19 protein-coding genes are annotated in these 25399 nt (G+C 40.2%); 3 read left to right on the top strand and 16 right to left on the bottom strand.

Features of this window, described 5'->3' with window-relative positions; genetic code table 11:
* Positions 1-2: 2 nt before the first annotated feature.
* The 4 genes from IRB43_RS05825 to parE form a co-directional block, all read right to left on the bottom strand.
* On the bottom strand, positions 3-2180 hold the full coding sequence (locus IRB43_RS05825) for a PAS domain S-box protein (protein ID WP_203362516.1): 2178 nt from the start codon (positions 2178-2180) through the stop codon (positions 3-5).
* A gap of 390 nt (positions 2181-2570) precedes the next feature.
* Positions 2571-3998: an alanine/glycine:cation symporter family protein gene (locus tag IRB43_RS05820; RefSeq protein WP_203362515.1), complete on the bottom strand. Its 1428-nt coding sequence runs from the start codon at positions 3996-3998 to the stop codon at positions 2571-2573.
* 148 nt (positions 3999-4146) lie between these two features.
* Positions 4147-6570, bottom strand: coding sequence for a DNA topoisomerase IV subunit A (gene parC, locus IRB43_RS05815; protein ID WP_203362514.1), 2424 nt, complete (start codon positions 6568-6570; stop codon positions 4147-4149).
* Positions 6571-6574: 4 nt separating this feature from the next.
* Positions 6575-8527 (bottom strand): DNA topoisomerase IV subunit B, encoded by a 1953-nt coding sequence (parE, locus tag IRB43_RS05810; RefSeq protein WP_203362793.1) that lies wholly within the window; start codon positions 8525-8527, stop codon positions 6575-6577.
* 287 nt (positions 8528-8814) lie between these two features.
* Between parE and IRB43_RS05805 the strand changes: the two genes are divergently transcribed.
* The gene (locus IRB43_RS05805) at positions 8815-9210 is read left to right on the top strand and encodes a DUF1259 domain-containing protein (protein WP_203362513.1); all 396 of its coding nucleotides are present in this window, start codon (positions 8815-8817) and stop codon (positions 9208-9210) included.
* A 138-nt stretch (positions 9211-9348) separates the two neighbouring features.
* Here IRB43_RS05805 and IRB43_RS05800 read toward each other — a convergent pair whose 3' ends face one another.
* Positions 9349-9765 (bottom strand): CoA-binding protein, encoded by a 417-nt coding sequence (locus IRB43_RS05800; protein WP_203362512.1) that lies wholly within the window; start codon positions 9763-9765, stop codon positions 9349-9351.
* A 41-nt stretch (positions 9766-9806) separates the two neighbouring features.
* The gene (locus IRB43_RS05795) at positions 9807-11108 is read right to left on the bottom strand and encodes a purine/pyrimidine permease (RefSeq protein WP_203362511.1); all 1302 of its coding nucleotides are present in this window, start codon (positions 11106-11108) and stop codon (positions 9807-9809) included.
* A 172-nt stretch (positions 11109-11280) separates the two neighbouring features.
* Between IRB43_RS05795 and plsY the strand changes: the two genes are divergently transcribed.
* Positions 11281-11862 carry a glycerol-3-phosphate 1-O-acyltransferase PlsY gene (plsY, locus tag IRB43_RS05790; protein ID WP_203362510.1) on the top strand — a complete coding sequence of 194 codons (582 nt, stop codon included), beginning with the start codon at positions 11281-11283 and terminating at the stop codon, positions 11860-11862.
* 59 nt (positions 11863-11921) lie between these two features.
* Here plsY and IRB43_RS05785 read toward each other — a convergent pair whose 3' ends face one another.
* Positions 11922-13883, bottom strand: coding sequence for a FapA family protein (locus tag IRB43_RS05785; protein WP_203362509.1), 1962 nt, complete (start codon positions 13881-13883; stop codon positions 11922-11924).
* Positions 13884-14050: 167 nt separating this feature from the next.
* Between IRB43_RS05785 and IRB43_RS05780 the strand changes: the two genes are divergently transcribed.
* Positions 14051-14347, top strand: a complete 297-nt coding sequence (locus IRB43_RS05780) for a HesB/YadR/YfhF family protein (RefSeq protein ID WP_203362508.1) — start codon at positions 14051-14053, stop codon at positions 14345-14347.
* A 36-nt stretch (positions 14348-14383) separates the two neighbouring features.
* Here the strand turns inward: IRB43_RS05780 and IRB43_RS05775 are convergent, their stop codons facing one another.
* The 9 genes from IRB43_RS05775 to IRB43_RS05735 all read right to left on the bottom strand — a co-directional run bounded on the left by IRB43_RS05775 (position 14384) and on the right by IRB43_RS05735 (position 25387).
* Positions 14384-14686: a hypothetical protein gene (locus IRB43_RS05775; RefSeq protein ID WP_203362507.1), complete on the bottom strand. Its 303-nt coding sequence runs from the start codon at positions 14684-14686 to the stop codon at positions 14384-14386.
* An 18-nt stretch (positions 14687-14704) separates the two neighbouring features.
* On the bottom strand, positions 14705-15124 hold the full coding sequence (locus tag IRB43_RS05770; RefSeq protein ID WP_203362506.1) for an acyl-CoA thioesterase: 420 nt from the start codon (positions 15122-15124) through the stop codon (positions 14705-14707).
* Positions 15125-15321: 197 nt separating this feature from the next.
* Positions 15322-15465, bottom strand: coding sequence for an FbpB family small basic protein (locus tag IRB43_RS05765; RefSeq protein WP_203362505.1), 144 nt, complete (start codon positions 15463-15465; stop codon positions 15322-15324).
* 152 nt (positions 15466-15617) lie between these two features.
* A complete protein-coding gene (acnA, locus tag IRB43_RS05760; protein ID WP_203362504.1) occupies positions 15618-18338 on the bottom strand; it encodes an aconitate hydratase AcnA in 2721 nt (906 codons plus the stop codon).
* A gap of 187 nt (positions 18339-18525) precedes the next feature.
* Complete coding sequence (locus IRB43_RS05755) at positions 18526-21060, bottom strand: AAA domain-containing protein (protein WP_203362503.1); 2535 nt, start codon at positions 21058-21060, stop codon at positions 18526-18528.
* 39 nt (positions 21061-21099) lie between these two features.
* Complete coding sequence (gene dhaM / locus IRB43_RS05750; RefSeq protein ID WP_203362502.1) at positions 21100-21477, bottom strand: dihydroxyacetone kinase phosphoryl donor subunit DhaM; 378 nt, start codon at positions 21475-21477, stop codon at positions 21100-21102.
* Positions 21474-22097 (bottom strand): dihydroxyacetone kinase subunit DhaL, encoded by a 624-nt coding sequence (gene dhaL, locus IRB43_RS05745; RefSeq protein ID WP_203362501.1) that lies wholly within the window; start codon positions 22095-22097, stop codon positions 21474-21476. Before dhaL ends, dhaM begins: the two co-directional genes overlap by 4 nt.
* An 18-nt stretch (positions 22098-22115) precedes the next feature.
* Positions 22116-23108, bottom strand: a complete 993-nt coding sequence (gene dhaK / locus IRB43_RS05740; protein WP_203362500.1) for a dihydroxyacetone kinase subunit DhaK — start codon at positions 23106-23108, stop codon at positions 22116-22118.
* A gap of 125 nt (positions 23109-23233) precedes the next feature.
* Entirely contained in the window at positions 23234-25387 is a 2154-nt protein-coding gene (locus tag IRB43_RS05735; RefSeq protein WP_203362499.1) for a DNA topoisomerase III, read from the bottom strand.
* Positions 25388-25399 lie beyond the last annotated feature (12 nt).

Here is a 25399-nt window from a genome sequence, read left to right as displayed (position 1 = left end):
ATTTAGTTCTCTTCATAGACAGGCAAGGAAATAATCACCTTTGTTCCTTTCCCTTCTTCACTTTCAAAAGAGATCGTTCCTTTATGGTTTTGAATAATTTTAAAGCTGACCATTAACCCTAGCCCGGTTCCTTTTTCTTTATTAGAATAGAATGGTTCACCAAGTCTAGCAATCCGATCTTTTTGAATGCCGATGCCTTCATCCGTCAATTCCATAATCACTCGATGATGATCACGCTTAGTTGTGATCGTAATCACCCCGCCCTTTGGCATTGCTTCTAACGCATTTTTAATTAAATTAATCACTACCTGTTTAATTTGTTTCATTTCCCCAAACGTTGCTGGCAAATGCTCGTCTAATGCACTCTCGATATTGGCATTATGAAGCAATGCCTCCGGCTGCATAAAAATAATCACTTCATTTAATATTTTATTCAAATCTAGCTTTTCCATTTGCAGTTCCTGATGGGGCTTCGCTAGCATTAAAAATTCATTCATAATAAATTCAATTCGCTGTAATTCTGATAAAATAATATCGCTATATTTTGTTTGACTTTCTTTTCCCCACAACTGAACAAACCCTTTAATGGTCGTTAGTGGATTGCGGATTTCATGAGCAATCCCGGCCGCTAATTGCCCTACAGCTCCAAGCTTATCCCCTTTACGAATTAAAATATCTTTCTCTTTTAATTCAGTAATATCTTCTAACACACTGATGATTCGCTGCGGCTCATTCGCTTTATTGTAAATAACCGTTTGTCTCGTACGAATCCAGCGAATTTCACCGCTAGGTCTGATCATCCGAAATTCGAATTCATCCAATGCTTCTTGTGGTTGAGTGAATTGATGAATAACATTCTCACGATCCTCTGGATGAATAGTATGTACATAATCAAAATGGTTCTCATATAAATCTACTAAAGGTCGCTGCCATATTTTTTCAAATGCAGCACTGACATAAAGCAACTCATAGCCTTCTAGATTATGTACGCAAAATATTTCATTAATATTTTCTGTAATTTCTCGTATTTGTCTTTCGCTTTCCTTTAATTTTTGTAAACTCATTTGATAATCTGTAATATCGCGTATATTGACAGCTAACCCCATTGAAGATGGAAACGTACAAATTTCAAAATAACCTTTGTAAAGTTCGCTATACACTTGAAAACGTTTTGGTTCTTGCGTACTCATAGACTGTTTATAATACTGCTCATAGATTGTTCCTTTCACTTCAGGAAAGGTTTCCCACAAATTCTTACCTTCTAATTCCTCTAGACTTTTCCCCCATATATTTGCGAGCACATCATTCACATAAATAATATTCCATTGATCGTCCACAAAGAAAAAAGCTTCAATAATACTCTTCAATATATTCTCAAGACGGTCATTTGCTTTTTTTAACTCTCTTTTTCTATTAATTAGCTCTCGCTTTGCCTCGACAAGCAAGGAATTATCTCTGCTAATACCAGAAAAAGCCATTATTTCTCCTGCTTCATTTCGGATCGGTGAAGCGGTAACGCTTACAGGGATCATAGATCCATCTTTACGCAGTCTCATCGTTTCATAATTGACTACTTTTTGTCCAGATAACACTTTTTTTCTAATCTGTTGAAACTCATTATTAAGAAAATCAGGAATGATTGGTAGTTCCTTGCCTTTTACCTCCTCATTTGTCCAACCAAAAATCTTCTCAAATGCTCGATTAACCGTAATCACCTTTCCTTCTAAATCGACAAGATCAACTGCATCACCCGTGTTTTCCCAAAATGATTGAATATATTGATTGGATTGAATTAATTCTCTTTCTAACTGCTTTTGCTTATTAATATTTTGCCCAATCATTAATACCATTTTTTTGATGGAAGCAGCATTCCAAGAAACCCAAGTATAATTGCTATCTTTAGAAAGACAGCGATTTTCAACAGATACTAATTTGCCGCATTGCAACACCTCTGCAAATTTTTCTTTTGTATATTCAAGATCTGCAGGATACACATACTCTAGAAAGTTTTTTCCAATCAGCTCGTTTTCTTCATAACCGAGCATTTCGTTTAATGCTGGATTGACAAAATGAATTATTCCTTCATGATCTACTGCTGCAAATATATCTTTTGTCATTTGTATAAACCACTCGATCTCTTCCATAGAAATGAGTGAAGAATTAAAAAAATTATTCGCCACTTTCCATACCCCTCTTCTTAAAATGACAGATAACTCAAGGTTGGTAAATCTCCCTTTATCCCTACATTGACACAATCGTCAAAAAGCAGATAATTATATAAAAAATTTCGTAAAATGATATTTAGATTGTTGCATTGATACTATAGTGATACAAAAATTAGAACTGATTAAAGATTAACACTTTTTTATATCAAATTACTAGGTAATAAGAGAAAAAAGTACACTGTGTTGCTTTTCTATCCATGTTCAACTTGTTAAATCGATATAAGATACGCTGTTGGTTTTTCTAACTAGATAGGATGTGATGATGCCGGAACATCATTTTAGATTTATATACATTCATTGCATATAAAAAAGCCCATAGCGATATTCGCCATAGGCTTTGTGTGTTTATTTGTTTGTTTCCGGCTTCCGTTCCCAACATTCTACTCCATGGATCCCTTCAATGGAATCCGCATAGAAAACTGGTTCTTTCCCAGCTTTTCGTTGCTTATGATAGTCGCTGAGAACCGCCATCGCGATTTTAGATAGCATTGCAATCGCAATTAAGTTGATAAAGGCCATAATTGCCATAAATAAGTCGGCTAAATCCCATACTAAACTGATTTTAGCAACGGCTCCAAAGTAAACCATTCCAACAGCCGCTAGACGATAAATGAACAATGCCGCTGGTGAATTTTTAATAAATTCAATATTTGTTTCACCATAATAGTAGTTCCCGATGACTGAACTAAAGGCAAATAAGAAAATGGCTACTGCAAGGAAAATGGTTGCCCAATCACCGATATGAACACTTAATGCCGATTGAGTTAAATTAATCGAAGTAAGTCCTTCTTTTGTATACTCGCCAGATAAAAGAATGATAAACGCAGTGGCGGAACAAATTACAATTGTATCCACAAATACACCTAATGTTTGAATCAACCCTTGTTTAACTGGATGACTGACATCTGCTGTCGCTGCGGCGTTTGGAGCGGAACCCATCCCCGCTTCATTGGAGTATAGCCCGCGCTTCACGCCATTCATAATAGCCGCTCCTAGTGCCCCTCCGGCTGCCTCTTGTAAGCCGAAAGCACTTTTAAAAATCAGCATAAACATGGCAGGAACTTCTGTAATGTTCATGACTAAAATCGCAACAGCCAAAATTAAATAAAGAATAGCCATAACTGGAACTAAAATTTGCGTAACATGTACAATCCGTTTCACTCCACCGAAAATAATGACAGCTGTTAAAGCAGCCAAAATCAAACCAATGGTAGAAGTAGATACATTAAAGCTTTGGTTAACTGCATTTGAGATCGTATTTGACTGAACCGCATTAAAGACTAATCCGAAACAAAAGGTGATGGTAATCGCAAAGATCACACCCATCCATCTCTTGTTCAGTCCCTTCTCCATATAATAGGCAGGACCTCCGCGGAATCCGTCTTTATCTTTGATTTTATACACTTGAGCTAACGTGCTCTCCACAAAACTAGAGGCAGCTCCAACAAAAGCAATCAGCCACATCCAGAAAACAGCTCCAGGTCCTCCTGTTGCAATCGCTGTTGCTACACCAGCAAGGTTCCCTGTTCCTACCCGTGAAGCTGCACTAATCGTAAATGCCTGGAAAGAAGAAACCCCTTTTTTTCCTTCTGTTGAGATAGTTGACTTTTCAAAAATTACGCGAAACATTTCTCCAAAATAACGAAATTGAACAAACTTGCTTTTATATGAGAAAAACAGACCTAAACCTATTAACATCGCAATCATTAAATAGGTGTACAAATAGTCATTAATTTTCAGCACATATTGATCAAGTACATCTAAAAACTGCATATAAAATTAACCTCTCCTTCCTTCGTATACTGCTTAAAGTTAACCTATATTAACTTATCAAAAAGATAGATTCCAATCAAATGGATTTTTTTGCACACCATGAAAAATAGGGCTGTATCCTCGTATACAGCCCTGCAACATTGATTTATTATTGTGGATCAATCAATCGCCATATATGCATGACTGCCCCGCTTTCTTTTTCATCGATCACAAAAGAACCATTAGAATAACGGTCACTTTTATTTAACGAATGAAAATCAAATATTTCTACTTGACCTTTTTTCGTTTGCAACGCGATTTTTTCTGTTGATTCCATGAACGCTATTCCCGCTACTCGATGAGGGTTTGCTTTCAATTCCCTAAGCATCACAACTCCTCTAGTCGCTCGGGTAGCGACTTCAAATACGGATAGGTCCATTTTTTTAACAGCACCTCGGTGAGTGACTAAGAGAATCGCTGGATCAGCTGATTCCTTAGTGACTTTTCCAGCCACAACAAAATCGCCATCCTTTAAATTGATTCCCTTTACTCCTGCGGCACGCGGTCCCACGATATTTACTTCTTGTTCAGCAAATAATAAGCCGTATCCAAAATGGGTCGCAATAAACACAAGTCCTTCTCCATCCGTCAAGTGAACATCAACAACTTCATCATCGCCTTTTACATTAATGGCAACAAGCGCTCGGGAATAACGTTGAACTTTATATTGCGACAGCTCTGTCTTCTTGACCATTCCATTTTTGGTAACAAATAAGAAGAAAAGCGGCTGCTGAAAATCCTTCACAGAAAAGACGGAAATAACCTCTTCCTCTTTATCGATTGTGACAAGACTTGCTAAATGCTGCCCTAAATCTTTCCAGCGAATGTCTGGCAATTCATGAACCGGCAAATATAAATAGTTCCCTTTGTTCGTAAACACTAACAAGACATCGGTTGTGTTCACTTCTGCTTGGTAAAGTAGATGATCTGTCTCTTTCATCGCCAAGTCCGCCCCGCCGGAAGCTGAATAAGAACGCAAGCTCGTTCGCTTAATATAGCCGTCTTTTGTGACAGTGACCATCACATCTTCACTCGGAATCATCACTTCTAAATTCACTTTAATTTCTTCGATTTCTTTTTCAATTATAGTCCGGCGCTCGTCATTGTAGTGTTTCTTTACCGCCCGAAGCTCCGTTTTAATGACAGATGCCAGCTTTTTCTCGCTGGATAAAATGTTCGTTAGATGTTCAATTAAAGAAGCTAGTTCTTCTGCTTCTTTGCGCAAAGCAGTGATATCGGTGTTCGTTAATCGATATAGCTGCAAGTTTACAATCGCTTCCGCTTGAGGCTCGGTAAACTCAAAAGATGTTATCAAATTTTGTTTTGCATCTTTTTTATCCTTCGATGCCCGAATCGCCGCAATGACTTCATCCAAAATGGATAGAGCCTTAATTAAACCTTCTACAATATGCGCTCGCGCTTTTGCTTTTGAGAGTTCGAATTCAGAGCGCTTTGTTACTACTTCTTTTTGATGGCTTATGTAGGCATCAAGCAATTGGGGAAGCCCCATCAAAGTTGGACGGCGATTGTGGATCGCCACCATATTGAAGTTGTAACTAATTTGCAGATCGCTTGCCTTATATAAGTAATTTAAAATTCCTTGTGCATTGCCATCTTTTTTCAGTTCGATGACAATTCTTAAACCCGTTCGGTCCGTTTCATCGCGAATTTCTGATATTCCTTCGACTTTGCGGTCTAAACGGAGCTCGTCGATTTTCTTCACAAGATTCGCTTTGTTGACTTCGTAAGGAATTTCAGTAATGACGATTTGCTTTCGTCCCCCTCGAATCTCTTCAATTTCGGCTTTTCCACGGACAACAATTTTTCCTTTTCCTGTTTTATACGCCTTTTCAATGCCGTCTATTCCTTGAATAATTCCTCCTGTTGGAAAGTCTGGACCTTTGATCACGGTCATAAGCTCTTCTACCGTACAGTTCGGACGATCCATTCTTAAAATAGCGGCATCAATGACCTCTCCAAGCTGATGAGGCGGAATTTCAGTAGCGTATCCGGCAGATATTCCAGTAGCACCATTGACTAACAGGTTAGGATATCTCGCCGGAAGCACAGTTGGTTCTTCGGTCGTATCGTCAAAGTTCGGGACAAAGTCAACCGTTCGTTTATCGATGTCCTTTAATAACTCACCCGCAATAGAAGAAAGTCTTGCCTCTGTATAACGCATCGCAGCTGGCGGGTCGCCATCGATTGACCCGTTGTTTCCGTGCATTTCCACAAGCAAGTTTCTCACTTTCCAATCTTGGCTCAGACGCACCATCGCATCATACACCGATGTATCTCCGTGCGGATGATAGTTCCCAATCACGTTTCCGACTGTTTTAGCAGACTTTCTAAACCCTTTTTCATGAGTATTTCCTTCCGTGTACATTGCATATAAAATCCGGCGCTGTACCGGTTTTAGCCCGTCACGCGCATCCGGTAAAGCACGCTCTTGAATAATATATTTACTGTAGCGGCCAAAGCGGTCGCCTAACACTTCTTCTAATGGTAAATCTTGAAACTTTTCTTTCTCCATTTCATTATTCCTCCTCGCCGACTGAAAGGTTTTCATGTTCTAAAATGTTGCTGTCTTCTTCCATGCCGAATGCAACATTCGATTCAATCCATTTGCGGCGTGGTTCCACCTTGTCACCCATTAACGTCGTGATTCGACGCTCGGCTCTTGCAGCATCATCAATTAACACACGAATCAACGTTCTCGTTTCAGGATTCATCGTCGTCTCCCATAATTGATCCGCATTCATTTCACCTAACCCTTTATAACGCTGAAGCATGCAGCCCTTGCCTACTTTTTTCATTGTTTCATCGAGTTCTTCATCCGTCCATGCATATTCTACGATTTCTTTTTTGCCGCTACCTTTACTTACCTTATACAATGGCGGAAGTGCAATATACACTTTCCCCGCTTCAATAAGAGGCTTCATATAACGGTAAAAGAATGTTAACAGCAATACTTGAATATGCGCTCCATCTGTATCCGCATCCGTCATAATAATGACTTTATCATAGTTCACATCCTCAACGGCAAATTCCGGTCCAACGCCAGCGCCGATCGCATGAATGATCGTATTGATTTCTTCGTTTTTAAAGATATCGGCAAGCTTGGCCTTTTCTGTGTTGATTACTTTCCCTCGAAGCGGAAGAACAGCTTGGAAGCGCCGGTCGCGGCCTTGCTTTGCTGAACCTCCTGCCGAATCTCCCTCCACTAAATACAGTTCATTTTTTTGTGGGTTTCTTGATTGAGCTGGTGTTAATTTCCCCGAAAGAACCGCTTCATTTTTTTTGCGTTTTTTGCCGTTGCGGGCATCTTCTCTCGCTTTACGGGCCGCTTCTCTCGCCTGTGCTGCTTTGATTGCCTTTTTAATTAACAACGAACTAATGTCAGGATTTTCTTCGAGAAAATAAGACAGCTGAGCAGAAACGACTTGATCCACAGCTGAGCGGGCTTCGCTCGTCCCTAACTTCCCTTTCGTCTGCCCTTCAAATTGTAAAAGCTCCTCAGGAATTCGAACAGAGATGATTGCGGATAACCCTTCGCGAATATCGGACCCTTCCAAATTCTTATCTTTTTCCTTTAATAAGTTCACTTTTCGGGCATACTCATTAAACATTCTCGTCATCGCTGTACGAGCCCCTGCTTCATGAGTACCTCCATCCTTTGTGCGAACATTGTTGACGAAGGACAAAATATTTTCTGAAAAACCATCGTTAAATTGAAAAGCAAATTCAACTTCAATACCGCTTTGTTCTCCAGCAAATGAAGCAACAGAGTGCAATGTGTCCTTTTCTTCATTTAAATATTTCACAAACTCTTCGATCCCGTTTTCATAGTGAAAGATTTCTTCTTCTCCGTGACGCTCATCACGCAACGTTATTTTCATCCCTTTTAATAAAAAGGCCGACTCTCGCAACCGTTCACTCAGTGTATCAAAATTATAATTAATCGTGCTAAAAATCGTCTCGTCCGGTTTAAAGTGAATAATCGTACCGGTTTTCTTCGTTTTTCCGATTTTCTCTAATGTCGTAACCGGCGTTCCACCGTTTTCAAAGCGCTGCTCATAAATAAAGCCGTCACGATGAATGGTGACTGTCAGCCATTCCGATAGAGCATTGACGACAGAAGCACCTACCCCGTGTAGTCCTCCGCTCGTTTTATAACCGCCTTGTCCAAACTTTCCACCCGCATGGAGAACCGTTAAAATCACTTCCGGTGTCGGTTTGCCCATCTTATGCATTCCAGTCGGCATCCCCCGGCCATGATCTTGCACACTGACAGATTGGTCTTTATGAATGGTAATCTTAATTTCATTGCCGTATCCAGCCAGCGCTTCATCAACGGAATTATCAACAATCTCATATACTAAATGGTGTAACCCTCTTGCATCCGTTGAACCGATATACATTCCCGGACGCTTTCTCACAGCCTCAAGCCCTTCTAGTACTTGGATGGCATCATCATTATATTCAATCATTGTTTTCTTCTTTGACACAAATATTCCCCTTTCTAGCCTTTCCATGGGGAAAAGCAAAACAAACAAATGTTCGTTTTTATCTTATCATATTTTTCATAAAAAGGACATCTCTGATGAAAATACGGTTGAGTTAGTATAATCGTATGTAAAATAGCTATGACTTATTGTATGTTTAGCATACACTTAAATCAATGATATTACAGGAAAAAGTGAGACCGCTCTCCTTTGATAGCTTGTAATAAAGCCAGAACGACTTACATACATTGTTATCAAAAAGGCGGGGTCATATGAACTTTCACACGCTTTGTGAGCAATATGCTCAAATATTTAACAAAAAACCGACAATTGAACATGGGGTATGTTCTATCGAAATGCATCGCGATCTCGATGTCACGATTCAGGGCCGTCCAAGTCGTGGCGAACTGCACGCTGAAATTATGTTCGAATCATTGGATCATCAAGGAAATGCTCTCAACATGGGAGAAACCGTTATTCTTGAGCAAGAAGTACCTCTCTTTACCCACATGCTTGTCAAAAACGGCATCATCATTAGCGCTCTGCATAACCACTGGCTCTACACCAAACCAACTATTCTCTATATCCACTTTCAATCAATTGAACCCCCTCTTTCCTTTGCTCGAAAAGTAGCAGAAGCTTTTCGAATGTTAAAAGGAATGGAGTAGTCAATTTATATAACGGGAAAAACAGGGCCACCTTTTCCAAAGGAGACCCTGTATCCTGATTAAATCATTCTTTACTTGCATATAAACGGCATCATTGATTCCACTTAACGCCGCGCAGAGGCAGACGATGCCACAACATTAATTTCGTGGGCTTAGACTGTGCTCCACTTTAATACAACGGTTCATTATTACCGTTTTCCCGTTCTCTTTCAGAAAATTATACGTCTCCTCATCTTCAACACCAAGTTGGGCCCAGAAAATATCACAGTCGATTTCAACAAACTCTTTCGCGATCTCAAAAAGAAATTCTGAGCGGCGAAAAACGTTGACTATATCGACTTTTTCTGTAATATCTTTCAGCGAAGAAACCGCTTTTTCACCAAGAACCGTATCTACACTCGGATTGACCGGGATTATTTTATACCCTGCTTTTTGCATCGCTTCCGATACCATATAGCTTGTTCTTTCCGGATTAGCGCTTAAGCCCACGACAGCGATGGTTTTCGCTTCCTTTAACAGCTTTCCCATTTCTTCTCTTGTTGGATTTTCAATCATTTGATTCCCTCCTAATACATAGCTATTTCGTTCTCTCTCTATTACTTTCCTGCTTGAAGCTCTTTTTTATAAAAAAAGATAACTACTTGTTCCACAATGATTGCGATGATTGTTCCGAAAATGAGGCCGTTATTTAAAACGGAAGTCACTGCTACTGGAAAGTCAGCAAACGCCGCAGCTGGCACAAACATCGCCCCTACCCCCGCCAATAAGGCAATGCCACTGATCATCCGTGCCTGTTCTTTATTGATCGCTTTATCTAGTTCATTAAAAGCAAATCCAGCCATTTTCGAGAAAATCACAAAGGTCACCGCATAACCGACAGGAGCTGGCAAAGCGGCTAGCACGTTCATTGCCGGCGGACAAATCCCTAATAGAATGATGAATAATGAACCGACTAAAAACGGTGGAATGGATGCATTTCTAGTTTGAGCTACAAACCCGGCCGCTCCTGAAATGGGAACCGAACCAATCGCTGAAAAGCTTCCACCAATGAGTTGGTTTACCCCTGCGGCAAAGCCAGCCCCGCGATAACTTCCTTTTCTTTTAGCACCCGTTACTTGTGCCATCACTTCTTCCATCACTCGGATTGACGCAATCATATTAGCCGTTAATAGTAACGTAATAAATAAGGCCGTGACAATCGTTCCCGAGTCAAATAAAGGGGAACCGAAAACAAATAATTTCGGCAGTTGAATCCAACCTTGTCCATGATCAACAATGGGCGGAGCTTGTCCAATCACAATAAAAATGAGCCAGCCGCAAACTAAAGAAATGATGACCGAATACTGACGTATCCAATCAAACCGATGAGCAGAAAAATAATAGGCCAGCAAAAGAGTCATGAAACTGCCTGCCATCATCATCGGCTGAACAGCGCCCGCTTCATTCGGCAACCCAAACATTCCTTTCATGAAAGAACCACTTAGCTGCAAAATAAGCAAAAATAAATAAACAAAAGTAACTGTCGGTGTAAATAACGTTGCCATTCGATTTAAAAGCCCGAATGCTGCTAGTACAATAAAAAAGATACCTGAGACAATCATTCCACCTTCTAAGCTACGCAACGCTTCTGTACTAGAAGAATAAATTGTTCCCGCAAAGCCCGCATAAATGGCAAAAACCCCCCACCAAAGTCCAGCAGGTCCTTCGCTAATCGGTAAACGATGTCCAAATAGTGCTTGGATCAATCCCGAAATGCCTAATACAAGCATGGTCCGTTGCACAAACATGGCGGTATCTACTCCAGAAAAGCCAAATAAGCCAGCAATTGCAATGGGCGCAACGAGAGAACTAGCGAGCATAAAGGCTGCCCACTGTAATCCACTAATTAATAATTTCATTCTTCCACCTATTTCTTAAAAAATTAATAACATCGCCTATTCACCTATTAAGGGTACGCCATATTTTTCAATCAAGCAATGAAAAATTCTCCTCTTCTGCTTCCATGCATGGTAAAATAAAAAGCACATGTGTTACTTTTTATCATGATAAGTGTGTAAAAGGGGTAGATCTATGCTTACCGGAATAATTATTGTACTATCTTATCTGCTTGGTTCCATCCCATCAGGATTAATAATTGGCAAACGTTTTTTTGGAATCGATATCCGGGAACATGGAAGTGGAAACCTCGGCGCAACCAATTCTTTTCGCACATTAGGTGTAAAAGCTGGGCTCATTGTCACTTTCGCGGATATTTTAAAAGGAACAGTCGCTACCTTGCTGCCTTTATGGTTAGGTTCTACATTAGATCCTCTCATTGCAGGTACGGTGGCTGTTATTGGACATATGTTTCCGATCTTTGCAGGATTTAGAGGCGGAAAAGCGGTAGCCACATCAGGAGGCGTCCTTCTAGCGCTGCAGCCAGTGATGTTTCTCGTATTAGTGTTTTCTTTTTTTATGACATTATATTTATCAAAATATGTCTCTTTATCATCGATTATTGCGGCAATCACCGCGATTATTTATTCCATTATTTTAGGAAACCCATTTTTGATCGGCATCGTTTCCACCCTTGCATTTTTTGTCATTTTTAGACACCGGGCGAATATTAAACGAATTATGAATAAAACAGAACCAAAAATTAAATGGATGTAATGCGAACATAAATAGACCGCACCGAGAGTAGAAAACTACTACTTTCGATGCGGTCTATTTTAGTAATTCGGCCCAAGCTTCAGTTCCCCTTCTTCATTCAAATGAGCCTCCACTAAACTGGTTTTCTTTAAAAATGTATGTTTTTTCTTTCCTATTTGGATCACCGTATCGATGTGAGCAATATCTAAAATAATCCGACCTTTTTCAGACACTTTGATCAAAGTAGGCACTCCTGACTCAGAGCCCGCTTCTTTTGCCTGAACGCTCTGTTCCGCTTCAACCACTCCCCCTTTAATATAACCAGTGATCTTTATATCTCCCCCCGACTTTAATGTAGAATTATAGACACCCTGTCCCCAAATGATAATATCTCCGCTGCAAGAGACTTGACTATTAATGGCATAAGGAATGGAAATAAACACATTTTCATCTGCTGGGGTGGAGTAATAATGAAGGAGATACTCCGCTTCTTTTGCCACATTCTTTAGTCTGTCAGGGGATATATTCTTGCTGTTCTTCGTCATAAAAGTAAGGTATAGCTGATTGGCCAGATGAATCCACTCTTTCGGAAGTGCATCCTGATGCTGAGAAGCCTCGCGAACAAACGATTTGATTCCTAAAGGCAATTCTTTAAAATTATGATCAATTAATAATTGGATCGCTTGCTGAATATCTGCTTCGCTGTTTTCTTTAGATACTTGCTCAAGTCTCTTCAAAACCGATTGCAATGCAGTCTCAAAGGCAGTGAGTTGTGTAACAACGCTTTCTAGCTGCTTTAATAATACATCTGCCATGAGGTGTGTCTTTCCAGACTTGACAACCGCTGCAAATACATTCTTCTCAATAATTGTAGATTTACTGGCAAAAAGAGATGCACCGGATACTTGTCCTTTGACCTCAATATCGCCCTCTGCTTCCACTTTCATCTTCTCTTCAATTTTTCCTGTAATCTCAACATCTCCTTGAAAGCGCACATTTCCAGTCGAAATGTTAACGTCCCCTTCATGTAAGAGACGATCTAATACCTCCATTCTAACGGTCGTTCCTCTCACTTCTACATGCAAACGTCCAGACATGGAAGCATAAATAGATTGATCTTGCTGATATAATCCTTGACCAAGGCGGATAGACACTTCTTTCACAGGTTTAGGCTGTAGCACATTCCCTTTTACGTCCATACCAGGATTGCCTGGTTTTGGCGGAATAACGGCAGCTACACATTGATCAGCTCTCACTTGCGGAATCATTCGTGTCTCGCGAAAATCAACTTTTCCAAGCTGGTCAATTTCCGGTGGTGTCATGCCAATTTTGTAATCTACATAAAAATCAACTTGACCGTCTTTTCCTTCTGTTGCTTTCGTTCCTATTGCCAGAACGACCTCTTTTTCAACCAATACACCTATGGCATCCAATATATTTTCTTCCTGAATACCGAATGCGATCCCTTGACGCTCTAACTCAGCTATGATCATTTCCTTCGTTAATTCATTAAAGTAATTTTTCTCCTCATGAACCGATAATTGAAGCTTCGCGCTTGGAGAATGGTCACTCACCTTATATATCGTTTCTTCTCCGGGCTCTATATGTATCGTCGCTTTCATTTTATCGTTATCGATCATAAATTGATAAATAGGCTCCTTTTTTTCAATAGTCGATTTAATGACTACGTTATCCGTTAACAAAACCGAGGTTGCATTTTCAATCTTTTGATCATTAATATACACTTGCAATTTTGGATGAGGAATAATGATAATGTCTTCCGATCCTGAAGCATGAATGACAAACTGTTCGTTTTCAATTCTAGCTGACGATCGTTGGACGGATACATCTTCTTTCGCTTGCATAGCTTCTTTTATCTTTACATGCACAATCGCTGGTTTTTGATTGAATCCAAATACCCCTGAAGTAGGGTGCTGCACTACGTCAATAGTCGCTTGTTCTTTGGATACTTGTAATTCCTCTAACGCTAATCGGATGGCTTCATCTACTGTTTTTGCACTTTTCTTGATCGTTTTTACCATGACACACCTCCTTATCTTATTATTATTCATAAATTTATACATGTCTATTGTATTATTTATAATTTTCAAAAACATACTTTAGAACTAATAAATACTCATAAAACAAAGGAAGAAAAATTATCAATCTTCCTCGTAAAATGATAAACTAAACTGGAGGTGAAATGACTATGAACATCATTATCCATTCAGAAGCACTATCGTGGTTTAAACAAGAAGTAGACGTACAATCAGGAGAGTTCATTCGCTTTTTCGTTCGCTATGGCGGGTCCAGTCCGCTTCATGACAGTTTTTCACTAGGTTTAACGAAGGAAGAACCGATAGAAATTGGTGCAAAGAAAGAATATGATGGTATCGTCTTTTTTGTTGAACAAAAAGATCTTTGGTTCTTTGACGGACATGATCTTCATGTACACTATAACCAGAAATTAGATGAGCCTGAATATACATACGTGAAGCCCGAATGAAAAAAAGCGAAAAGGACATCTTTCTTCCTTTTCGCTTTATAATCGAAACTTAACGATATGCTCTTCTAATCCTTCTCTTTCTAATATTATTTTTTGCCGCTCGCCGAACAAATCATAGTGAGGATAATTTACTTTTCTTACATCTATCCACTCTTTCATAAGACCATACTGCTTTCCCCACTCGGCTAGCTGATCCAGATCACGACAACCAACTTTCGTCACCGTTTTGCAATTAGGGAACCGGTCATCTAACCAATAATGAGTGAGAAAAGCGATTTCCCCTCGACCAATGGCTTGTTTCCATTGCTGCACTTCTTTTCTTGTTATACCAAATGCCATTCCTGCTCCCTTCCTCGATCATTGCTTTTTGTTTTGCTCATAGGCTTGATGCCAATTCGGAAACACTTTCTTCATTGAAACTGGTCTAAAGGTATCTTTTTTCACAACGGTATGCACACTTTTTCCCGTTACACACACTTCCCCTTGAGCGTTTTTGATTTCATAGCCATAGGTCGTACGTACACCTGAATACTCTTCAATCCATGTATAGACCCAGGCATAATCTCCATATTTAAACGGCTTTTTATAAGAAAGCTGAATATCAAGAACCGGAGACACATACCCCTCTTTTTCCATTTCCGCGTAATTAAATCCTAAGTCTTCAATCAGCTGTGTTCTGCCAAGTTCAAACCAAACGACATATTGGCCATGATAGACGACTTGCATTGCATCTGTTTCTGCGTAGCGCACTTGTATTTCTTTTTTTGATAGTAACATCTATTTTTCTCCCTTTTCTCTTTATTTGGAAGTTACAAATAACTATTCATTCTAAAGTATATAGGAGTACTTCAACAAAATAAAGAATATTAGAAACAGGAAAAGAGTATCGGCCCCATCAGAAAGGCTGCTTCTATATAGCAAGCAGCCTAATAAGCATTTTTATGTATGTAACAACGTCACTCGGTTGGATAGGATTATTTGGCTTGTGACAATAATCTTCTTTCATGCTTTGCTTCTAATCTGTCTTCGATCGCTTTCATCGCTACTGGGTTACTCAGCAGTTCACGTTTGTTTTCTTTAACTAAGTCAGCAAATGTCATTTTTCTTACTTTTCTCATAATTAAATCCCCTCCTTTCCATGTCTTATTATGAGCATTTTAAACTAAAACACAAGTTTTTATACGGAATTTTCAAATAATTTTAACAAAAGCTCAATATACAAAAACAAGAGACCAGATTTCACACTGATCTCTTGTCTCTTGATGTACAATTATGCATTAATGTTTTGCAGCTTGCTGCGAAGAACCATTTGTAAAATGCCTCCGTGACGGTAGTAATCTACCTCTACATCTGAATCGAAGCGTACAAGCGCTTGGAATTCTTTCTTGTTGCCTTCTTCATCAGTTGCTGTCACTGTAACGATATCGCGTGGCTTCACATTATCTGTTAAGTTCACTTCAATTACTTCTTTACCTGTTAAGCCTAAAGTATCTGCATTCTCTCCAGCTTTAAATTGAAGCGGAAGCACACCCATCATCACTAGATTAGAACGATGAATACGCTCATAGCTTTCTGCGATTACTGTTTTTACGCCAAGAAGGTTCGTACCTTTTGCTGCCCAGTCACGAGAAGAACCCATTCCGTAATCTTTACCAGCTAAAACTACAAGACCTGTACCATCTTCTTGATACTTCATGCAAGCATCATAAATCGGCATGATCTCACCAGTAGGCCAGTACGTAGTGAATCCACCTTCTGTGCCAGGTGCCACTTGGTTACGAATACGAATGTTAGCAAACGTACCACGCATCATAACCTCATGGTTTCCACGACGAGAACCATAAGAGTTAAAGTCACGAGGTTCTACACCTTTTGAACGCAAGTATTTACCAGCAGGTGTATCTTTGCCAATCGCACCAGCAGGAGAAATGTGGTCTGTTGTCACCGAATCACCAAATTTACCCATTACACGTAAACCTGCAAGTGGCTGAATTTTTTCAGGTACAGCAGATAATCCTTCAAAGAATGGAGGATTTTGAATGTACGTTGAATCTTCATTCCAGCTGTATAGAGCTTCATTGCTTGTTTGAATTTTATTCCAGCTCGGGTTGCTGTCGAATACGCGCTCATACTCTTTACGGAATACCTCAGGAGTAACCGCACGTTGAACAACTTCCTTCACTTCTGAAGTTTCAGGCCAAATATCTTTAAAGAAGACATCATTGCCGTCTTTATCTTTTCCAATCGGATCTTTCGCGAAGTCAATATTCACTGTGCCAGCTAAGGCATAAGCCACAACTAATGGCGGAGAAGCCAAGTAGTTCGCTTTCACTAGCGGATGAATACGTCCTTCAAAGTTACGGTTACCTGAAAGAACAGATGTCACTAGAAGATCTGACTCAGAAATCGCTTTTTCGATTTCATCTTTTAACGGACCGGAGTTACCGATACATGTTGTACAACCGTAACCGACTAGGTTAAATCCGATTTTCTCCATGTAGCCTAGTAGCCCAGCATCGCGCAAGTAACCAGTTACTACTTTAGATCCTGGCGCTAAAGATGTTTTTACGTATTTAGGTACTTCAAGACCTAATTCAACAGCTTTCTTCGCTACTAAACCAGCAGCAAGCAATACGTAAGGGTTAGATGTATTTGTACAAGATGTGATCGCTGCAATCGCTACCGCACCTGTTTTCATCTCTACTTCTTCGCCATCAGCAAGTTTCACTGTTGTTTGTTTGTCTAACTCATCTGCATTTAATCCGAAACCATGGTTTCCAGCTGGAGCGCTTACCGCTTCTTGGAATGATTTCTGCATGCTAGATAGAGGAATCAAGTCTTGCGGACGTTTAGGGCCTGATAAATTCGGCTCAATTTCAGCAAGGTTCAATTCGACAACATCTGTGTAAACAGGATCTTCGTTATCAGCTGTGAAGAACATGCCGTTTTCTTTCAAATATTGTTCAACCACTCTAATGTGACCTTCTTCGCGGCCTGTTAGACGCATATAGTCTAATGACTCAGAATCCACTGGGAAGAAACCGCAAGTTGCCCCATACTCAGGCGCCATGTTGGCGATTGTCGCACGGTCAGCTAACGGAAGCTGAGCAACTCCAGGACCGAAGAACTCAACGAATTTACCTACTACTCCTTTTTGACGAAGAACTTGAGTCACTTTAAGCGCTAAGTCTGTCGCCGTCGCTCCGTTTGGAAGTTCGCCTGTTAACTTCACACCGATTACTTCAGGGATTGGGAAATAAGAAGGCTGGCCAAGCATTCCTGCTTCCGCTTCAATTCCGCCAACGCCCCAGCCAAGAACACCGATACCGTTAATCATTGTTGTATGAGAGTCTGTTCCTACTAGCGTATCCGGATATGCTTCAAATTCACCGTTCGCTGTTTCAACCGCATGGACAACGTTCGCTAAGTATTCAAGGTTTACTTGGTGAACGATTCCAGTCGCCGGCGGAACTGCACGGTAATTATCGAATGCTTTCTGAGCCCAGCTTAAGAATTCATAACGCTCAGCGTTACGCTCAAATTCAAGCTCCATGTTTTTATCTAACGCTTCAGGTGTACCGTAAGTATCAACTTGAACGGAATGGTCGATCACAAGATCCACACCGATTTCAGGGTTAATTACATCCGGGTTGCCTCCCATGTCAGCCATTGCTTTACGCAAAGAAGCAAGGTCAACAACAACCGGAACGCCCGTGAAATCTTGTAAAATAACACGAGAAGGTTTAAATGGTACTTCTGCATCTTTCACATCAGCAGAACCCCAGTTCGCTAAATTTTTAACGTGCTCATCTTTAATTACATAGCCATCATGTTGGCGAAGTACAGATTCTAAAAGGACTTTCACAGAATATGGCAGGCGGGAAACTTTCGCCACACCCGCTTCTTCTAAAGCAGCTAAACGATAGTAATTGTAGCGCTTACCATCAAGTTCAAAACTAGAACGGGCATTAAACACATCATTTTTTGTCATCCCGATTCCCCCTCTTTTCTCAAATATGTAGACAATGGTAGAAAAGTTTAAAATAGAGTCGAAACTTTTCACACAATTTCATCATAATACAATCATTTACATAAGTAAATAACAAGAATTGAATCGGAATCAATAAGTTTTTCTTATATCAAAATAAAGGAAATAGTGATATTTCTTATCAATTCGATTATTCAACAAATTGAAAAGGAAGGATTTCTTGATGGCATGTTGTACAAACAGCGGCTATCTTCTCTCCTGTCCATTCCGCCTGAAGCGTTGAGTCACAAGCGATACACTTGGCGCCAACGGCTGATAAGTAATGTTGCAATAGCTGCTTAGAAAGAAACTCTCCTTGCTCGCAATGGCTGCATTCTAGCCTTACATACTTTTGCTGCGTCATTCGGATCTGCTGTTTATGAGAACAAATCGGGCAGCGACTATATAGATCGACGTACTCATGTAACAATTGTTCCCTCGATAAAATAAACGATCGCTTTTTCGTTGACTTCAGCAGTTCTTTTAACTCTAAACGATTATTCTTCGTGCTGAACGCTTTTAAAAAATGCTGAATAAATGTCTTGCATTGCAATCGAACGTTGGGCGTTTGCTCTTTCCTTAAAGGTGCTCCTAGCCAAAATATGTTGGCATCAATGATCATAAACGGAAAAGGCACAGCCTCCGCAACTAGCTCTACGTTAGAAAAAGGCACCTTTTTCAATTTGCATAATAGTTTAATTGAACACTTCGACTGCTGCCTCTTAACGGCGCTCCAAAACTGTTTATTCGGTTTAGATTTAGGGGGCAAGCCTATTATAATGGACTGTTTCGCCTTCAATAGATCCTTTAGCCAAAGGGATTCTTCTTCTTTTACTACATGGGTAATCGCTTTGTTTAACGATTCCTTTTTATGAAACAGCTGCTCTAGTTGATAGGTTTGTTTCGTCGTTTCAAGATAATACAGAAGTCTTCTTAGCTTTTCATGAGGAGCCATTGTCTTTTGGAAAAAAGCTTGATTAGCCAGTAAAATAAATTTTCCTTTCGCTCTCGTCATGGCCACATTCATTAATCTTTCGCTCTCTTTCCCCCTGAGAAGCCCTCCTGAAATCAGTTGCGGGGGCGCATCCACCGCATCAAAAATAATCAAATCTCGTTCAGATCCTTGAAACTTATGAACAGTGGCGGCTGTAAACGACTGATTGGCCCATTCTTCGCTAAACAACTCGGCTAAACAAGCGTTCATTAATTGAGTTTGTATACGATAAGGAGAAATAAAGCCAACTGTTTGAACCCCTGATGCTTTTGCTTCTGAAAATAGCTGAAGAGCGATCAATAAGGAGGTAAGATTGTATTTAGATGCGGAATATTGTTCTTTTAACGCATCCGGCCATGCACCGCTTGTGTCAACAAGAGTCATCGCTTCCCCAGGAAAGGGCGCTTTTAACACGATGGATCGCCTGTCTTTTTCTAATGAGGGAGCATCTTTAACTTTCCCATCATAAAACTCTTTATTCGTAAAGGCTGAAATATGAGGATGCATTCGCCGCTGAGTATTGAGCATAAATAAATGCGGATGACCTTGAGAAGAAGACGCGCTTTCTGCAATACCAGAATGAAAAAAGATATCCTGTTTTAACCATTTACGTACAAGCGGATGCGAGCTCACGGCAATCGGAGGCAGCTGTTTAAAGTCGCCGCATACAACAGTATGTCTACCTAATGTCGCTGCAAAGGCAAGCTGCGGAGTAAATGCCATACTAGCTTCATCGATAATGACAAGGTCGAATTCGTTTTCATAAATAAAAGGATCAAGCGCTGCTTTAGACAGCGTCACTCCAATAACAGAAGCTCTCTCAACCGTTTGTTCACGCTTTTCTTTCCACTCTTTGATCGCTTGTTGTGAATGTCTGTCATTTATATCTTCACCGCTTATTCGATAGTTCATTTTTTGCTGAATATATTGGCTATATAAAGCCGGATGACGGTGCTCCATTAACTTATCAGGAAGCATTTCATTTAATTCAGCCGCCTGTGCTGCACTCGCATGACTGTAACGAATTACATCTCCCGAGCTCCATTTTTGTCTACTTTTTAAAAACTGCATTAACTCCATTAACAGGACATCTACAGCGGCGTTACTATGTGAAACAATGAGGACTTTCTTTTTATTGACATAATGTCTAGCGGCAATTCTTGCTAATGTAAAAGTTTTTCCTGTACCGGGCGGGCCCCATATATAAGTGATTGGATTATATTGTGCTCGTAAAGCTGCTTCATGAACCGGGCTTTTCACTTTTTCTTTTGGATGCTGATCTGGCGTAGATGGATGAAGTAGCCTGTTCATGCGAGACACGCCTTTTGCCGTCTCTCCTGCTTCTTGCAAACGCTCCGATAGCTTTTGCAATAATTCCCATGGCTCGCTAAACAACTCAGCTTCCTCGATGTCATCACTCATCAGGGATTGCAATTCAATCGTTATTTCTTTTCCGTAACAAGAAAGGACCGTTCCCTTTATTTGTTCGTTTGCCGTCTCTATTCTGACAGGCACACCTTCTGGCAATCGCATATCTAACAAGCTTTTGAAATGATAAATCGCTTTTTCTGAAGAGGATTCAATACATTCTCCTTCTATCAAGGGAAGCCCTCTTCCTTCCTGCTGTTTTAACTCTTTGATTTCTAGTGCTAGGGCATTGGCCCATTCTTTCATTATTTTTTTTAAATCCATCTTGTCACTCCATTACTTATTACCAATTCTCCTTATTACTTACCTTGAATAATAACTCTCAATTTCTTCTTTAATAGCGAATGCTTCCTTTCCTAAACCAGCTTCTACCGCGGCAATATAACTACCTTCAATGAGCGGCGCATCTACGAGGTATACATTTAACATATCACCAAGCTCGACCGCTAATTCGCCATTCATTTTAGCAGAACCGAGGTCATAAAACATTAACACGCCCTTTTCGCTGTTTGCTTCTTGAATAGCCTGCTGGATTTTTTCTAAGCTTGTGCCAATTCGTCCGTCCTCTGTTCCACCTGCACAAGCAATCACGACTTCTTTCTCCACTTGTCGAATCAATTCATATAAACCATCAACAATTTGCTTACTATGTGAAATTAACACAATACCTACTTTGCTCATATTGATTGCTCCTTTAACACATCCATCAACGCCATCAAAAGATAGTAAGAAGAAGTTGCTCCAGCATCTAGATGGCCGATCGATTTTTCTTTGTAGTAAGCTGCTCTTCCTTTTGTAGCTTGCATAGCCTTTGTTTTGTTCTTCGCTTCTGTCAATACATTAGACCATTCTTCCATGCCCCAGTCGGATCGGGTCGAAAGGTATTGAGCAAATGGTGCCCATACATCAATCAACGTTTTTTCATTTTCAACTGACTTTCCGCGATGCTGCAAGCCCTTGACCGCTTCATCGATCGCCTTTTGAAAAAGAGGAAAAGCAATTGCTTCTTCATCCCTCATCGTTGCAGCCATTTTCAATAAAGCTGATGCATATAACGGACCGGCCGCCCCTCCAATTTTGGATAAAAGAACCATCGCAACATCCTTCAATACCGCTCCTGGGGTTTCGTATGTTTGACTGTTCAAATGCTCAAGCGCTGCTTGAAAACCGCGTGCCATATTAATTCCATGATCACCATCCCCAATGATTTGATCAAGCTCGGTTAAATACTCTTGATTTTCTTGGATGGCATCATTAGCTCGTCTTAACCATAAAATAACTAATTCTGTCGTCAATTTCATTCCTCATCCTCCTTTCCGTTAACATTTAAATGCAGGCGCATGGCTCGATGCGATTAACAACTCCTTCAATTGTTCGTCTAATTGAAACAAAGTCAACGAGCAACCGGACATTTCAAGCGATGTCATATATTCACCGACAAATGTTTTGATGACTTGAAATCCTTTCTCTTTCAGTAATTGTTGAACGGTGCGATTCACGATATAAAGCTCCATCATCGGTGTCGCCCCAAGTCCATTCACCATTACCGCTAGCTCATCCCCCGTTTGAAAGACCTCTTCATGCAACACTGCTTCTACTAATGCTTCTGCAATATCAGCAGCTGATTTTAACAGTTCTCTTTCTAAACCAGGCTCTCCATGAATCCCCATCCCTAACTCCATTTCATTCTCACTGATCGAAAAACTTGGTTTGCCGCTCATCGGGATGATACAAGGAGATAAGGCCATGCCCATCGAACGAATTCGTTCAATCGCTCGCTCACAAACCTGCTTTATTTCTAAAAGAGAAGCTCCCTGTTCGGCAAGAGCACCTGCAATTTTATGTACAAAGACTGTTCCCGCTATTCCTCTCCGACCTGTTGTGAACAGGCTATCCTCAACCGCAACATCATCGTTGACAATCACTTTTTCTACTGAAATGCCTTCCATTTCAGCTAATTCAGCAGCCATTTCAAAATTCATGACATCCCCGCTATAGTTTTTAATAATTAATAAAACGCCTGCGCCAGTATGAACCGCTTTCATAGCAGCCAAGATTTGATCCGGTGCAGGAGAGGTAAACACTTCTCCTGCGACCGCCGCATCCAACATACCTTCACCTACATACCCAGCATGGGCAGGTTCATGTCCGCTACCCCCACCACTAATAATGGCTACCTTCCCCTCTTTCAAATGCTTGCGCTTAATAACAGCATAATCGGCTAAAAGCTCAACATCATTAGGAGAGGCTAAAGCGAATCCTTCTAACATTTCTTTTACTGCATTTTCCGGGCTATTTATCATCTTTTTCACTCGTCTCTTCCCCTTTTCATCTGATCATTGATTTCATAGTGAAGTGAACACTACAAATTTGCAACTTTAATTGCCCCTTTTTCTTTTTAAAATCTAGTTTCACGAAAAACCCTGCAAAACTTGATTTAATTATTTTCAAAAACAAAATTGATTTTATTCTCTTCTTTTTTATACTCAAGGGCAGCTTGGAATGTTTTATCTCCTTTTTTAAAACCTTTAATGATGCCTGTTTTTTCGCCTGCGAGTAATTTTTTAGCGTTCGCTTGGGAAATCGTCGTTCCAAGAATCTTTTTCGAAAGAGTAAAATCGCATTTTGTTTTGGCATAGTTGCTGCACCCGTAAAAAGTGCTCTTATCAACCACTTGCCCCCCACATTTCGGACATGAACCGACTGGTTTGCCTATCGACTTCTTGCTACTTTTTCGTTGAATCGAGCTTGTATCGAATTCTTCAAATGTCCAATGATTAGAAGTTTCCATCGCATCAGAAATAATTTTGGCTGCGAGTTTTTTCGTCTGTTCCATAAAAATAGCTGGCGAGGCTTTTCCTTCGCCAATTTCCGCTAATCGTTGTTCCCACTTCGCTGTCATTTCTGGAGAGGCTAAAATTTTATCACCGATAGCTTTAATTAATATTTTGCCTTTATCTGTGGCATATACTTGGTTTGTCTTCACCTCTATATATTTTCGATCTTTCAGCATTGTAATAATTCCAGCCCGCGTCGCTTCCGTTCCGAGACCTTCTGTTTGCTTGAGCACTTTTTCGAGCTCATCGTTCTCTAAATACTTGCCTGCTGTTTTCATTAACGTAATTAATTGGCCTTCCGTGTAACGTTTTGGAGGCTGCGTTTTTCCTTCCTTCACTGTTATTTCTTCTACCATTCCTGTTTCTCCTTCAACGAGCGGCGGCAAAATGATATCTTTATCCTCTTCATGTTGAAAAATGACTTTTCGATACCCTTCTTGAATTTGCTGTTTTCCTTTTGAAATAAAGTCCGCTCGTCCGTCTACTTTCGTGAGTACGGTCGTATAGTCAAAAATAGCCGGATCATAGTGAGCAGCAATTAAGCGCCGAACAATTAAATCATAAATATTTCTTTCATCACTCGATAACTGATTAGGGTTTTTCACCTGCTCTGTTGGAATAATCGCATAGTGATCAGATACCTTCTCTTCATTTACAAAGCGTTTGTTAGAAGAAATCGACAGATGAGGAGTCGGGAAGAATGGTTGATATTCCGAAAAGGCAGCTAATTTCTTTAATATATCAGGAAATGTCTCCGCTTCTCCTTGAGTAACATAGGTGGAATCGGAACGAGGATAAGAAATAATCCCTTTTTGATATAGTGATTGTGCAAGGTCGAGCGTTTTTTTCGGTGAATACTTATAAGCTTTATTAGCGGTCGCTTGAAGGGAGGAAAGATTGAATAGAAGTGGAGGCTGAAACACTTTCCGTTCTTTCTTTAATTGTGTTACTTCCGCACATTTATCTTGACAAAAAGCTGCAACTTTTTGAGCGAGCTCTTGTTGCTTTAAGCGGGACTCTCCATCTTTTTCCCACTTGCCTTCATATCGCTTTCCATCGATGTTGAATTGAGCGATGACTTCCCAAAACGGCTCTGAACGAAATTGTTCAATTTCATGCTCCCGTTTGACAATTAGAGCAAGGGTTGGTGTTTGCACTCTTCCAGCAGAAAAAACATCATTGATTCCATGTTTTTTTAATAAAAGGCTATAAGCTCTCGATGCATTCATCCCAACAAGCCAATCGGCACACGCTCTCGTATAGGCTTCAAAATACAAATTCCTCGTTTGTTCTCCATCCAACAACTGTTCAAACCCTGCTTCAATCGCTTTTTTCGTCAGAGAAGAAATCCACAATCGCTTCATTGGCTTATTGACTCCGCTTAAGCTGATAATATTGCGGATAATTAACTCGCCTTCCCGACCGGCGTCGCCCGCATGAATAATTTCTGTTACTTCCGGACTTCTTAATAGCTTTTTCACAAGTTGAAATTGTTTAAATTTAGATTTGGCAATTTCATATTGAAACTTCTCTGGAATGATCGGCAATGTATCCAATGTCCATTTTTTCCACGAGGAGTGATACGTTTCCGGCGGACATAGCTGTGTGAGATGACCAATAGCCCAAGTGACGTATGCCCCTTTTGGAAATAAATGATTCGGTTCAATTTCTAAATACCCTTCTCTTTTCTTCACGCGAAATGGTGAAGCGAGTGTGCGACCTTGATCCGGTTTCTCAGCAATAATGAGTTTCATTTTGTCCCCCTT

This window comes from Bacillus sp. REN10, from assembly GCF_016820555.1.
Classification (GTDB): Bacteria; Bacillota; Bacilli; order Bacillales; family Domibacillaceae; genus Bacillus_CE.
The sequence above is the reverse complement of the archived record's forward strand: the minus strand, read 5'-3'. Positions and strand labels throughout refer to the sequence as shown.

What these genes read in the sequence shown, in the direction of transcription:
- IRB43_RS05820 (WP_203362515.1), bottom strand. Translation starts at nt 3,998, where the DNA reads ATGCAGTTTTTAGATGTACTTGATCAATATGTGCTGAAAATTAATGAC.
- parC (WP_203362514.1), bottom strand. Translation starts at nt 6,570, where the DNA reads ATGGAGAAAGAAAAGTTTCAAGATTTACCATTAGAAGAAGTGTTAGGC.
- parE (WP_203362793.1), bottom strand. Translation starts at nt 8,527, where the DNA reads ATGATTGAATATAATGATGATGCCATCCAAGTACTAGAAGGGCTTGAG.
- IRB43_RS05805 (WP_203362513.1), top strand. Translation starts at nt 8,815, where the DNA reads ATGAACTTTCACACGCTTTGTGAGCAATATGCTCAAATATTTAACAAA.
- IRB43_RS05800 (WP_203362512.1), bottom strand. Translation starts at nt 9,765, where the DNA reads ATGATTGAAAATCCAACAAGAGAAGAAATGGGAAAGCTGTTAAAGGAA.
- IRB43_RS05795 (WP_203362511.1), bottom strand. Translation starts at nt 11,108, where the DNA reads ATGAAATTATTAATTAGTGGATTACAGTGGGCAGCCTTTATGCTCGCT.
- plsY (WP_203362510.1), top strand. Translation starts at nt 11,281, where the DNA reads ATGCTTACCGGAATAATTATTGTACTATCTTATCTGCTTGGTTCCATC.
- IRB43_RS05785 (WP_203362509.1), bottom strand. Translation starts at nt 13,883, where the DNA reads ATGGTAAAAACGATCAAGAAAAGTGCAAAAACAGTAGATGAAGCCATC.
- IRB43_RS05780 (WP_203362508.1), top strand. Translation starts at nt 14,051, where the DNA reads ATGAACATCATTATCCATTCAGAAGCACTATCGTGGTTTAAACAAGAA.
- IRB43_RS05775 (WP_203362507.1), bottom strand. Translation starts at nt 14,686, where the DNA reads ATGGCATTTGGTATAACAAGAAAAGAAGTGCAGCAATGGAAACAAGCC.
- IRB43_RS05770 (WP_203362506.1), bottom strand. Translation starts at nt 15,124, where the DNA reads ATGTTACTATCAAAAAAAGAAATACAAGTGCGCTACGCAGAAACAGAT.
- IRB43_RS05765 (WP_203362505.1), bottom strand. Translation starts at nt 15,465, where the DNA reads ATGAGAAAAGTAAGAAAAATGACATTTGCTGACTTAGTTAAAGAAAAC.
- acnA (WP_203362504.1), bottom strand. Translation starts at nt 18,338, where the DNA reads ATGACAAAAAATGATGTGTTTAATGCCCGTTCTAGTTTTGAACTTGAT.
- IRB43_RS05755 (WP_203362503.1), bottom strand. Translation starts at nt 21,060, where the DNA reads ATGGATTTAAAAAAAATAATGAAAGAATGGGCCAATGCCCTAGCACTA.
- dhaM (WP_203362502.1), bottom strand. Translation starts at nt 21,477, where the DNA reads ATGAGCAAAGTAGGTATTGTGTTAATTTCACATAGTAAGCAAATTGTT.
- dhaL (WP_203362501.1), bottom strand. Translation starts at nt 22,097, where the DNA reads ATGAAATTGACGACAGAATTAGTTATTTTATGGTTAAGACGAGCTAAT.
- IRB43_RS05735 (WP_203362499.1), bottom strand. Translation starts at nt 25,387, where the DNA reads ATGAAACTCATTATTGCTGAGAAACCGGATCAAGGTCGCACACTCGCT.